The organism is Thermodesulfobacteriota bacterium, from assembly GCA_035559815.1.
In the GTDB taxonomy this organism is placed as follows: Bacteria; Desulfobacterota_D; UBA1144; order Nemesobacterales; family CSP1-2; genus DATMAT01.
Window position 1 is genome coordinate 107545 of the sequence record DATMAT010000020.1, and the last position, 12896, is coordinate 120440.

The following is a 12896-nucleotide window of genomic DNA, read 5'->3' on the forward strand; positions in this document are numbered from 1 at the left end:
CCTACTTTTGCGTAAGCTATGCTAAAGATCAGCGACGACATCATCTTAACCTGGCTTGGACATGCCAGCTTTAAGCTCGAAGCAGGCGATAAGACGATCTATATAGACCCGTGGAAGGTCAAAAAGGGCCAAGCCGACCTAATTTTTATAACCCACTCCCATTTCGACCACCTATCTCCAGACGATGTGAGAAGGATTCAGAAAAAGGATACCGTTATCATTGCCACCAAGGATTCCGCATCGAAGTTAAAGGGGAATATAAGAACAGTAAAGCCGGGTGATAATGTGGAGATTGACGACATACAAATTCAAGCGGTACCAGCTTACAATATAGGGAAAAATTATCATCCAAAGACCAATGACTGGGTTGGCTTTGTAGTCACTTTAGGCGGGAGGAAAATCTATCATGCCGGCGACACTGATGCCATCCCGGAGATGAAAAAGATTAGTGTTGATATAGCCCTTCTTCCCATTGGAGGGACGTATACCATGACCGCGGAGGAAGCCGCTCAAATTGCCAATGAATTTAGCCCTAGATTAGTAGTTCCCATGCACTGGGGCACAATTGTCGGTTCGGAGGCGGATGCGGAAAGGTTCAAAGGGCTTTTTAAAGGGGAAACGAGCATCCTTAAACCAGGATGAAGGATTTATAGGCCGACCACGAGAACACCGAGCATATGGGGTTTGTTACGATTCGTTTTAAGTTTGCTTTCTCTGGAAATTCTGTACCCTCTCTTGCAAATAAATTTCTCATTTATTTGCAAGATGATAAATCTATTGTAGATTTAAATAGCTCTCGGGGTGTAGCTCAGTTGGCTAGAGCGTTGCGTTCGGGACTTTTGAAGAGCTACGCACGATGCAAGGTAATTTGTCAAAAGTTTCAGGTAGTTACACACTCCTTATTAACTCCCCAAACATCACTTTCTAACCTATTTCTAACCACTTCCCAGAAATTCGCTGTCATCTCTAGCTTTCATGGCTGGAGGTTCAGCGATGGCTTCTCTCCAATTTAAGTGCAATACCTACTACGGGGTATTTAGTGTTAATGGAAGGAAGAAATGGGTTAAAATCGGTTCTGTAACTAAACAGGAAGCCCAGAAGATACTGAGACAGCTTGAATTAGAGTTCATAAGGGATAAGTTCAATCTCACTCCACCAAAAACTATTACTTTATATGAGTTCATTGATAAATACATGGATTATTGCAAAGCAAACAAATCTGAGCTAACTGTGTCCAGAGAAGAGTGGACTATGACTCTCTTTAAGAAATTTTTTAGGAATATAGAAATCAGCCAAATAAGCACGGAATCGGTAGAAGCTTATAAGCTTACGAGGGTTCGCAAAAAATTGAAACCTAAGACAATAAATAGGGAATTAGAGATAGTTAGGTTTATGCTAAATAAAGCCCATGAATGGGGTTACATCCAAACTCCACCGAAGATACGGTTGTTAAAAGTACAAAAACGTCCTCCAAAACTTCTTACTATTGAAGACATAAATAAGTTATTAGAACATGCCAATCCCTGGTTGAAACCAATGATTATCGTGATACTTAATTCAGGGGTTAGGGTAGGGGAGCTATTAAGTCTAAAATTTTCAGATATTGATTTTAACAACCGAACTCTAACAGTAATAGCGAGCAAAACAGGTAACTTCAGGGTACTTCCCATTAATGAAGAATTGTATCAAATCTTTCTTTATTTGAAGGACAACTATATTGACCCCAATACGCTAGAAGTATCTGTCAGGAAACCAGAGCAACTAGTTTATATCTTTTGTAAACCGGATGGAAGTAAGCTAAAAAGCATTAGAACCAGTTTTAATAAATGTTGTCGGGGAGTGGGAGTCAAAGCTACTCCTTATCATCTAAGACATCAATTTGCTAGCTATTTGATAATGAATGGGGCTGACCTTGTCTCCGTAAAGGAATTGATGGGTCATACCGAAATATCCACTACCATGATTTATGCCCATCTTTTACCCTCCTATAAATCTGGAATGGTGGAAAAATTGCCTTGGATTAAAAATCCAAACAGTTTTAAACGGGAATGAACGGGTAAGATGCTTTCTAATTTAACATGGGAAAGAATCTTTTGTCCTTATCTAATCTTCGTTATGTTCTGAGAAAACCTTTTTTAACTGATCAGCCCAAAATAGTGTATCGTCGGAAATATCGTATCCAAGTTCATCTGCGAGTTCAAAAAATCCGTTACCTGGCATATTATCGTCTCTCCTCACAACTATAGCTGATAAAAGAGGTCTTCCAGCGTTATGTTCTGTTGTTGAAATCTCTCCTAGCATCCAGTAGAGAGGGTGATAAGGAGGTTCAATGGTGACATGGGTTAACTTCTCTGCTAATTCGCTATAGGTTATTAGCTGTCTTTTCCTTGCTCTATCCCTTAGAATATTTCTTATTTCTAGAACGGTCTGGTTCCATGTTTCTCTATCTATACCAAAAGGCTCATGATTACTCATTTGTCTCACCCTATTATATTTAGCATTTCATATAGAAAATTTTAAAACAAAATTTAATGTGTGATAAGGGGGGGAATATGACGTAGCTATCTACTCAGAGTAGAGAGTAATAATTAGTCTAAAATAAGAGGTCAGTTCTTACATTTTTCAATACGGTCGCCTATATCATCTCGAAGTTTCAGTACCCAAAAAATTCGGTGTAAGTTCCTTGTATGCAAATAACACCTGAAGAATTACCATGAATCAATGATGGGTTTTCCCCTAAGCCTGAATTACAACTTTATGGTTACTTCCATAATGCCCATTCCTTGAATCAGCTTTTAACTACCAATATTTCATCCCAGTTTGTAGTGTATCTGGGGGAGAGCTTTGCCCTCCTCATTCGCCATTCTTGCTCTATCCCTGATGAGCCATATCTGATTGTATTAGAACCCCATTTGTCATTAAGCCTATCAACTGCTCTCATTAAGGACTTGTCCCTCTCTACATCTCTGGGATGCTCATATAAATTAAGCTGTATCTGGTCTTCTGGGACTATATCTGTCACCATGACCCCTGCTCGACTATACTTATATCCTTCCCTAAATATCCTATCCAAGCATTGTAGGGCATATTTAATCAATAAAGGTGTGTAAGCTGATGGTTCGGGTAGGGAACATCCTGCCAGATTCCCATAATAAGGTTCATCAGTTTTAAATCTATTGGTTTCAATAAACACACTTATATGAAATGCTACAGACCTCTGTTCCCTTAACTTCTCAGTAGCTCTTGTTGTATGAGTACTAATAGACTCTCTTAACTCATTTAAGCTAGTTACCGGTCTGCCAAAACCCCTAGACCGGATAATCTGTTTCTTAGGCTCATTTAAATCATCCAGTTCAATACATGATATACCTCGGAGTTCTAATTGAGTCCTGTGTCCCACAATGGTCATATACTTTTTAACCCAATTCTCAGGGGCATTCTTTAAGTCTAATGCTGTGAATACCCCATTCCTATTAAGCAATTTGGCATATTGTCTTCCTACACCCCAGATATCTTCTACATTGACACTGGCCAGGAAATCATCTGTTCTGGGGTGATTGGTAATATCAAAAACGCCAGAGCACATAGGGTTTTTCTTAGCCAGTTTGTTAGCGATTTTGGAAAGGGTTTTTGTGGGGCCTATACCAATACTTATAGGTATACCAGTCCATCTATAGACTGTTGATTTTATTTCCTTTGCATATTCTGTAAGATTTAGATTAGAGAAACCAGAGAGGTTTAAAAAGGCTTCATCAATGCTATAGAATTGTATATCTGGTGTGAACTGAGAAAGTATACTCATTACCCTCTGGGACATGTCCCCATAGAGGGAGTAATTACTGGATAAAACAGCTACATTATTATTTTTGAAAGTTTGTTCCCATAAAAATGCTGGTGCTCCCATCGGTATTCCAAGAGTCTTCGCTTCCTCACTTCTAGCAACCACACAACCATCGTTGTTTGATAATACAACTACTGGGCGTTTCCTCAGCTTCGGGTTGAAAACCCTCTCAACACTGCAATAGAAATTATTACAATCTACTAAAGCAAATATCATCATGGCATTTCACAAGGCAGGATGGAAAATATAAGTAACCTTGCCCCAAATCTCGAAATCTGCTTCACTGGATATTTCTATTGGTAAGTACTTTGGATTAGCTGATACCAGATACCACCTGTCAGCTTTCTTGACCAATCTCTTTACGGTAAAATCCCCGTTTAAAACAGCAAGGATGATATCATTAGTCTTGGCTTCAATTGCTCTATCTACTAATAGGAAGTCCCCATCATCAATTCTGGCCTCAACCATAGAATTACCCATTACCCGAACAAGGTAAGTTGCCTCTGGGTGTTTGACCAGCTTCTTATTCAGGTCAATACGTTCCTCGATATAATCATCAGCAGGTGAGGGGAACCCTGCTGGAGGACGTACTAAGAATAAGGGGAGATTTAGCTTGACCTCAGATTTTAGCCTATACATTTCTGTTACAGTCATATTGTTACCCTCCTCATACTGGTTTTATACACTCCTCTGAATCATTCTTGGGTGAGTTAACCAATGTAGAAACCTGATAGGCTTCCATTAAGTCAGATGGAAAAGGGGCCAGATATTCAGTCAGTGTATCGGTATCCTTAAACTTGGGGTCTAGCCACACATCTTCATCCTTCTTGTGCAAGATAACTGGCATTCTATTGTGGATAGGTTCCATTAACTCATTTGCCCTTGTGGTGATTATGGTGAAAGAAAGGATTTCTTCTCCCTCAGGACTTTTCCACTTTTCCCATAGACCAGCAAAAACGAATGGTTCCCTTGTTTTAAGTACAAACCGATATGGAATTCTATTCTTTTTGTCACCAGTCCACTCGTAAAAACCATCAGCCAGAACCAGACAGCGCCTATCCCTAAATGGTCTCTTAAAGGTGTTTTTTTCAGCAAGTGTTTCTGCTCTGGCATTAGTCATTTTATACCCAATCTTTATATCCTTGGCCCAGACGGGTATCAGTCCCCACCTCATCATTACCAGTTCCCTCTGGCCTTGATTTGATACTATGATAGGTGAATTCTGGGACGGTGCTATGTTGTATCTGGGTTGTAACAGAATATCATTAGGAAATATGAAACCATACCTGGATTGAAGGTCATCCTTATCTGTGCTGAGCGTAAATCGGTTACACAAGGTAGAGTCTCCTCATAATATGGGCAATAGCTCTAAACTCAATGGTTATTAGAAAAGTACTTTAATACCCCACGTATTCAAAGTCTAGCTAAATTTGGGGAGTTTAACAATATCATGTATTAGGTAGATCATTGAGGAATATAAGAGAATTGGCATCCCCAAAGTTGCTTCTTCTGGCCTGTATATGAGCCATTATTAGTATTTTCTACACTAATCTCTGTCCGATAAATTAGGGGGCTAATACACTACAGGATCGAGATGTGTCATGTGGTTGAAAAAGTAAATAAAAACTGGTTTTATTGTCTTATGGGAAATATAGAAAGGCAATTAGATTCAATCGAGAAGAGACTCAATAATATTCTAGTAATACTTGATAAAACAGCTACGGGTTCCGCACTTATAAACAAATTAATGATAGGAACCCTACTAACCCTCATTATTGGGTGGATTGCGATTATAACAACAATCTTTCTCGTGGATTAGGTTAAAACTTGCATATCCTATCACATCAAGCCTTAATGATCTGACGAACATAATTGGTGGTTGAAACCACTACCCCAATAAGCCAGTCCCTATGTTCATCTTTTGATGGTCTTTTCCTGTTGGTTGATGATTTAGGAGTATTAAATCTCCACTCTTTAGAACAAAATTCTCTATGGGTCTTTTGTGTTTCGAATTTGGCTTAGATTGTCTTTTTTTGATAACCAAATCTACTAAATCTACAACCAATTTTGGCTTATTTATTTTGATTTGATATTTTACTTCTACCGCTCTTATTAGACCTTTTTTTCTAGTCGCATCGTAACGAATGTTCTTAATGTCTTTGGCTTTAATAAATGTTTTAGTCTGCATATTTATAGCTCTGGCTATCTCTGAATCAGTAAAATTGGCTTCTTCAAATGAAGAATTGTGTTTTTTTACTCCCCATATTTTGATTCTGTCTCTACTTGGTATCACTTTTATTAATCCTTTGAAATCAAATTTTCTCTTTGCCTTTAGTAACCTTCTAGCTTGTTTTGCATTTTCTCCTTCATTATCAACAATAAAATAAATTAAAACTTGTTTTTCATGCATATACTCAATAAAACATTGCCAATTTGCAAGAGTAAATTCTCCATCTCCCTTAATTGACCTAAACTCGATTCCCAATAGGTTAGAATTATATTGATAATATTCAAACAGGTTTCTTATGGCTTTCCATTCTTCACCTTCCGTAAATATAATAGCTCTTGGTTTTGGATTTATACCCCATTCGTTGCATAGAAATTCCAACATTTGGTACGGATGGTTCTCTAGTATATCCTTTCCATATTTTCTTTCTTTCCATTTAGGTAATTTGGATATTTCATCTCTTGACGAGGTATCAAAGACATCATGAATATCCGAAATGCCCTTCATTGATAGGTTTTCTCCTATATCTTTCAAATACAGATAAAGTATTTGTGCCATTTCATAGAAATCCTGTGCAAGTAAAGCATTTCCTCTTAGTTGTTGTCTTTTATTATAGTTGATAAATGATAGGAGTAAGTACCATCTCTCTAGAGGATCAATATGTCTTAAAATGAGAGAAAATTCCGTTATCCATTTTTTGATTTCATCTGACTTAAAATTTAAGTCTTCTAATACCTGGAGAGGATTGAATTTCTTCTCTACAATAAACTGTTCTCTCCAATTTCTGATTGAAGATAACAAAATAGTTTCTTTTTTTACAAAGTAAGTACCGTGAATTGCCACGAATCCATGATAGTCTCGGCTTTCTCCCCAACGATTATCGCTTCTTACCTCCGGCAAATAGAAATCCTGGATTTTACAGAGAAGTACTAAGAGTCTATTAAATGTTTCAATTTGCCTTTTCAAAGTACCGGTATTTGAATCTATTAGTTGTTCCCAGTTTGTTATAAGATAGCTTCTTTGCTTTCCCTTCATTCTATATGCACTGAGTTTTACTGAGTCTGCTCTACATCTCTCAAGTATATATAGACTATAAACTTGGAATGAGGAATAGAAATCAATATTATTTTCGCTGTAGGTAGGTAGTAACAATCTTTTTTTCTTATAATAACTAAGTAACCAAAGAAAACTCTCTTCAGTGATTCCTATATGTTCAAATCTTTCTTTGCAATATTTAAAGAAATCTCCTGCACTAAGTAAGGGATTCTGAGAACTTTCAGGCAATTCATTTAATAATTGTAATTTTTCTATTTTTGTCATCTTTATATTATCATTGAAGTTAAAGTCTTATCTGATCCTGTTTTAATATCTCGATTATATATTTTGTACCCAAGGCAGATTAGGCTTCTTGTCTGGAATGACGTCCTTTATTCTTTCTAATTCCACTAACTTGTTTTCAATGGTTGGATGAGATAGAACAAATTCGGAGGGTGGAGATTGTAACTCTACTTCGAAATCATGTGACTTAATCCTTTCTATGCTTGGAAAGAAAAGGATAAGTATTAAAAATAAGATAAAGAATATATAGACTGTCCAATTTAATTCTGTGTTTAACTCTATATAAATCCATTTAGCTATAAGTGGATGAAGTAAAAACAATAAAATGACAACAACCAATAGAACCATAAACATAAGTCTTTTGTAGCCCTGATATAAAGGAGAGTACAACCACCAATGCCACCAAGGTGGTTTGATTTGGTAGTTCCAGATGTTACTGAGTAATTCTATTGCTGATTGTTTTACCGAAGATTCTATTTTAATGCATTCCTCTAGCTTGTGTTTAGCAGTAAAATAATCTTTACTCTTATTATAAAAATAACCCAAGAAATAAAGAACATGTGCTCTTAGGTCTTCCTTCATAAGTTTATTAGATAGCTTTTCAGCTTTTTCGAGTGTTCTAATAGCTGAACCAATGCTTTCTTGGTACTTATTATCTTCCTTTCCTAAATTAAACTCGGCCTTTAAATAATTGGCGTAAGCATTCCATATAAGATAAAAGGGATTACCCTCATCTAGTAAAATAGCCTTTTTAAGGGATTGGATGGCTAAATCATAATCACATTCCTCAATTTTTATTCTGCCCTGGATGTACCATGCTGGGGCATGGGATTGATTTAATTTTAGGGCTTCTTGAACTTTTTTAGTAGCATCATCTACATTTCCGATGTTGAAGAAGAGTTCAGCTAGGTTACTGTGAGCCCAAATAAAGTTTGGATTTAGTTGTATAGACTTCTGATAGGCTTTTTGTGCTTCTTTGTATCTTTCTAACCTATGATGAATAACCCCACAATTATTCCAGGCATCAGCATAACTTGGATTTATCGCTAAGGCTCTTTCAAAAGCTTCTAGTGCGTCTTGATATCTTTCGAGCCTTTCTAGTGCAACGCCTTTGTAATTCCAAGAGTTTGCATAGTTAGGATCAATCTCAATAGCTCTTTCGTGTGCATTTAATGAATTCTTATATTTGCCAAGATTGACGAAAACTAAGCCAAGACTATTCCAGGCTCCTGCAAATTTCGGATCCAAATGTAGGGCTTTTTCAATGGCATTTATGGCCTCATCATAATTCTCTAGCTTGGCAAGCACAATCCCTTTGCTATTCCAGGCATCGGAGTAATTCGGATTTATCTTTATGGCTTTATCAAAAGACTCTATGGCCTCCTCGTATCTTTCCAGCTTCTCAAGTGTAATCCCCTTGTTATTCCAGGCTTCGTAATGATCAGAGACTAACTCAATAGCTTTTTCATATGCCTCTTTTGCATCTTCGTATCTTTCAAGTCTAAAAAGAACATTACCTTTGTTATACCAGGCATTAGCATTCTCAGGGTCTATGTCTATAGTTTTGTTATATGATTTAAGTTCCTCATCATATTTTTCTAACACTGAAAGCGTAAAACCCTTATTGTTCCAAGCACTCACGAAGTCTGGTTTTAAATCTATGGCTTTGTCAAAAGCCTCATTAGCCTCTGGGTATTTTTTAAGATTTATAAGAGCCTGACCTTTGTTATAATAAACATCGGCTTCGTTTGGGTTTATTCGAATAGCTTCATCAAAAGCTTCTAAAGCCTCTTCGAATTTTTTAAGCTTATAAAGAGCAAATGCTTTGTTATTCCATGCTTTATGATTGTTAGGGTTTATCTCTAAGACTTTGTTGTATACTTCTAAAGCTTCTTCATATTTTTCAAGGTTAACGAGAATACCACCTTTGTTGTACAAAGCATTAGATTGCTTAGGATCAATCTCTAGTGCCTTTTTATATGATTTTAGTGCCTCCTCGTATTTCTCAAGTTTTTCAAAAGCAACGCCCTTATTAACCCAAGCATCAGCAAAATTTGGATTTATCTCTATTACTTTGTTAAAAGCCTCTATACTTTCCTCATATTTCTCAAGAAAAATAAGTGAACAGCCCTTGTTATACCAAGAGTCTAGAGATTGTGGATTAATCTTAATAGCTTTGTCAAAAGCCTCTATAGCATCTTGATATTGTCCGAGGTGTGCAAGGACAAGACCTTTATTATACAAGGCTTCAATGAAACCCGGATTTAATTCCGTAGCCTTTCCGAAGGCTTCCAGAGCTTTATCGTAATGTTTTTCATCAAAGAACTTTATGCCCTTATCAAGCCATTCTTCCGAGGTCATACTGATTCCTATCTTGCAAATTTCTGGCTTACTAACAATAAAATTAGAGTCTAGAATTACGGATTAAATTATCCGAATACCAGGAACCTCTCCTATACCTCTCCTCCCATCTGTTGTTTATAATACTCCTCGAACCATCTTCTCTTCACCATTTCATTCATCCTGGGTTCTGAGAGCTTTTTGTAGAGGTCTATTTTAGTATTAACGTACTCCAATAACAATGAGTCAAACACCTGCTCAAACTTGTACCTCATACCGTCCATAGTGTTCCTATCGTTCATGACTGATTTTAGCTCCTCGTTCTCCTCCATTTTTGTCCAGAGCCTTTCCATATCTACCTTGTCATCATCGGTTAGATTCGAGCCATGCACCTCATTAAGCTCTCTGATAATATTAGACAGGATATCTTTTGGTTCCTCCTTGTGGTGAGGTACTGTGCTAGTAATGCCTGGGATGAAAGCATTTTTCTTCTCAAGTAAAAGCTTCCCTGTATATGTCCTTTGAATTCGTAATGAGTCTAGGGCTACAGCATATTGAATTTCGGAAGGTAAACGTCCATCACGCTTCGGAAGCTTCCTGTTTAAAAGCTTGGCAAAATCATATAATTTCTGGAGTTCTACATCTTCAAAGCTGATTAACTGGGAGACAAAACTGTATAAACGGATATAGCTCTGTAAAGTTGCCCTGAAATCCTCCCTCTCATTTTCTTCCTTTTCGATGAATCTGGAGACAACCCTATCCAGAATTGGTTGCATCTTCTCCTTCGATTCATTCTCATCATAAAGCACCCTAGCCAAATCCTCTATATCATTTCCGGTATAGATATTGAACTGTTCAAGTTCGGACTGTTTATCATATAGCTTATTAGGGTCTGTTTCTTCTGCCAGGATAGTTGTTTCATAATAGGGTTGAAAGGCATTTTGGATGTCATCTGCCTCATTTACGAAGTCCAAAACAACAGTTTCCGTCTTTCCTTTCATGGTTCTGTTTAATCTACTTAAGGTCTGGACTGCATGTAGCCCAACTAGCTTTTTATCCACATACATGGTGTGAAGAAGTGGTTCGTCAAATCCGGTCTGGAATTTCTCAGCAACGATAAGAATTCTGTAGTCCGGTGTTTTGAATGCATCTGGAATACTTACCTTGGGTGGGAGCCTATTTAAGCTATTTTCCGTATATTTTTCAAGCGTATCAGGGTCTCTCACTTCTCCAGAAAACGCTACTAGAGGTTTATACGGGAGATTTTTCTCTTCCATTATCTTTTTGAACATGAGATAGTACCTAACTGCATGTAGCCTAGAACGGGTTACAACCATTGCTCGACCACGTCCCTGGATGGCGTTTTCAGTCACATCCATAAAATGATCCAGCATTATCCTCGTCTTCATTTCAATCGCATGTGGTTGCAAATCCACGTAGGAAGTGAGCAGTCTAACTGCTTTTTTCTTCGGGTATTCTTTATCCTCCTCAATCCTTTTGGCCAGTTTGAAGTATCGTTTAAAGGTGGTGTAATTCTCTAAAACGTCCAGTATAAATTCCTCTTCGATGGCCTGTCTCATCGAATACAAGTGGAAAGCTTCATATCTCCCATCTCGGTTCTTCCATCCAAAAAGCTCAAGGGTTTTGTTCTTGGGGGTAGCTGTAAAAGCAAAGTAAGAAATATGGGGTTGTCTCCCTCTAAGTCGTATCTCCTTTACAATTTCATCCTCGATATCGAATTCATCCTTATCCTCTTCCTCTGCCTGTTCCAGGTTAACCGATAGTACTTTCTTTAAATGTTTTGAACTCTCACCGGACTGACTGGAGTGTGCTTCATCTAAAATAACAGCGAAGCGTTTTCCTTTTAATTCGGTTATGGTGTCGGAGATGACGGGGAACTTCTGTAGAGTCGTAACGATAATGTCTTTACCGTGTTCTAGTGCTTCTCGTAACTGAGTGGAGTCTATGTCAATTTTTTTGACAACTCCCTCCACCTGTTCAAATTGTTTAATGGTGTTCTGTAACTGCCTATCGAGAACCCTTCTATCAGTAACCACAACTATGGAGTCAAATAACCTCTCTTTATCGGTATCCCTTTGGTAAAAACTTGCCAATTGGTGCGCTAACCAGGCAATGGTATTTGACTTTCCTGATCCAGCAGAATGCTGAATGAGATAACTCTCCCCAACACCCTCGTCCTTTAAAGCATCGAGTATTTTCCTCACTGCATCTAACTGGTGGAATCTTGGAAAAACAAATACTTCATATTCCCTTTCTATAAGACCTTTGTTTTTATCATAGTACTTCTCGCTATTTTTCTGGATATGGAGGTAATTATGGATCAGGTTCAGGAGCGTATCCGGTTGAAGTATATCCTCCCATAGATATGCAGTCTTATGGCCCCTGGGATTAACTGGGTTCTCGGTATCCAAATTAAAGGGTAGGAAATGGGTATTATCTCCCTCCAGCTTGGTTGTCATATAGACCTTCTCATTTCCCACAGCAAAGTGTACGAGACATCTTTTGAACTGGAAAAGTGGTTCTTTAGGGTCACGGTCTTTCCGATACTGTTTAATTGCCTCTTCAACAAATTGACCGGTGAGGGAATTTTTTAGTTCTGCAGTAATAATGGGAATGCCATTAAGAAATATGGTTAAATCGAGAGAGTCATTTGTTTTCTTGCTGTAGTTTAGTTGTCTTACGATAGAAAACCTGTTCCTAGAGTAAAGGATTTGATGTTCGGGGTTCATGCCACTAGAAGGTTTGAAGTATGCTAGATGGAATTTTGAACCCCTGTCCTTTATACCTTCCCTTAAGACCTGGAGTGTCCCTTTGCGATTGATTTCTTGAGACAAACGGTAACAGAGCTTTTTAGGGGTGTCTAAGCCATATTGGTTTTCCAGTTTTTCGTATTCTTTGGGTTGGGTGGTCTGGATAAATTGGATTACTTCATCTGGTATTAAGCAAAGCTCTTTATCATAATTTTCTGGAGACAGTTTAATATAGCCAGAGTTTAGAAGGTGGTCTTCAATATGTGCTTCAAAGTCTTTTTCCCTATAGGACTGGGATGTCATCACATTACCTCATTTTTGATTCCCTTTCCTATCCTCCAGACCTTGAAACTAAATGTTTGTTACAATTTTATGGCTT

Annotated in this window: 9 protein-coding genes; 2 read left to right on the forward strand and 7 right to left on the reverse strand. The window is 37.7% G+C overall.

What is annotated here, in order from left to right; genetic code table 11:
• Window positions 1-18 precede the first annotated feature (18 nt).
• On the forward strand, window positions 19-642 hold the full coding sequence (locus tag VNN20_05040) for an MBL fold metallo-hydrolase (GenBank protein HWP91544.1): 624 nt from the start codon (window positions 19-21) through the stop codon (window positions 640-642).
• A 351-nt stretch (window positions 643-993) separates the two neighbouring features.
• Complete coding sequence (locus VNN20_05045) at window positions 994-2052, forward strand: tyrosine-type recombinase/integrase (GenBank protein HWP91545.1); 1059 nt, start codon at window positions 994-996, stop codon at window positions 2050-2052.
• Window positions 2053-2103: 51 nt separating this feature from the next.
• On the opposite strand, the gene VNN20_05050 is transcribed toward VNN20_05045, so the two are convergent.
• From VNN20_05050 to VNN20_05080, 7 genes are all read right to left on the reverse strand, one after another.
• Window positions 2104-2475: a hypothetical protein gene (locus VNN20_05050; protein HWP91546.1), complete on the reverse strand. Its 372-nt coding sequence runs from the start codon at window positions 2473-2475 to the stop codon at window positions 2104-2106.
• A gap of 313 nt (window positions 2476-2788) precedes the next feature.
• Window positions 2789-4060 carry a Y-family DNA polymerase gene (locus VNN20_05055; protein HWP91547.1) on the reverse strand — a complete coding sequence of 424 codons (1272 nt, stop codon included), beginning with the start codon at window positions 4058-4060 and terminating at the stop codon, window positions 2789-2791.
• A gap of 6 nt (window positions 4061-4066) precedes the next feature.
• Window positions 4067-4495, reverse strand: coding sequence for a translesion error-prone DNA polymerase V autoproteolytic subunit (umuD, locus tag VNN20_05060; GenBank protein ID HWP91548.1), 429 nt, complete (start codon window positions 4493-4495; stop codon window positions 4067-4069).
• Window positions 4496-4508: 13 nt separating this feature from the next.
• Window positions 4509-5177, reverse strand: a complete 669-nt coding sequence (locus VNN20_05065) for an SOS response-associated peptidase (protein ID HWP91549.1) — start codon at window positions 5175-5177, stop codon at window positions 4509-4511.
• A 552-nt stretch (window positions 5178-5729) separates the two neighbouring features.
• Window positions 5730-7388 (reverse strand): hypothetical protein, encoded by a 1659-nt coding sequence (locus VNN20_05070; GenBank protein HWP91550.1) that lies wholly within the window; start codon window positions 7386-7388, stop codon window positions 5730-5732.
• A 54-nt stretch (window positions 7389-7442) separates the two neighbouring features.
• Complete coding sequence (locus VNN20_05075) at window positions 7443-9767, reverse strand: tetratricopeptide repeat protein (protein HWP91551.1); 2325 nt, start codon at window positions 9765-9767, stop codon at window positions 7443-7445.
• Between the two features lie 92 nt (window positions 9768-9859).
• Complete coding sequence (locus VNN20_05080; protein ID HWP91552.1) at window positions 9860-12820, reverse strand: type I restriction endonuclease; 2961 nt, start codon at window positions 12818-12820, stop codon at window positions 9860-9862.
• Window positions 12821-12896: the final 76 nt, after the last annotated feature.

Excerpts from the sequence above, each read along its gene's own strand:
- umuD (HWP91548.1), bottom strand. The coding sequence starts at position 4,495 with ATGACTGTAACAGAAATGTATAGGCTAAAATCTGAGGTCAAGCTAAAT.
- VNN20_05050 (HWP91546.1), bottom strand. The coding sequence starts at position 2,475 with ATGAGTAATCATGAGCCTTTTGGTATAGATAGAGAAACATGGAACCAG.
- VNN20_05075 (HWP91551.1), bottom strand. The coding sequence starts at position 9,767 with ATGACCTCGGAAGAATGGCTTGATAAGGGCATAAAGTTCTTTGATGAA.
- VNN20_05040 (HWP91544.1), top strand. The coding sequence starts at position 19 with ATGCTAAAGATCAGCGACGACATCATCTTAACCTGGCTTGGACATGCC.
- VNN20_05070 (HWP91550.1), bottom strand. The coding sequence starts at position 7,388 with ATGACAAAAATAGAAAAATTACAATTATTAAATGAATTGCCTGAAAGT.
- VNN20_05055 (HWP91547.1), bottom strand. The coding sequence starts at position 4,060 with ATGATGATATTTGCTTTAGTAGATTGTAATAATTTCTATTGCAGTGTT.
- VNN20_05080 (HWP91552.1), bottom strand. The coding sequence starts at position 12,820 with ATGACATCCCAGTCCTATAGGGAAAAAGACTTTGAAGCACATATTGAA.
- VNN20_05045 (HWP91545.1), top strand. The coding sequence starts at position 994 with ATGGCTTCTCTCCAATTTAAGTGCAATACCTACTACGGGGTATTTAGT.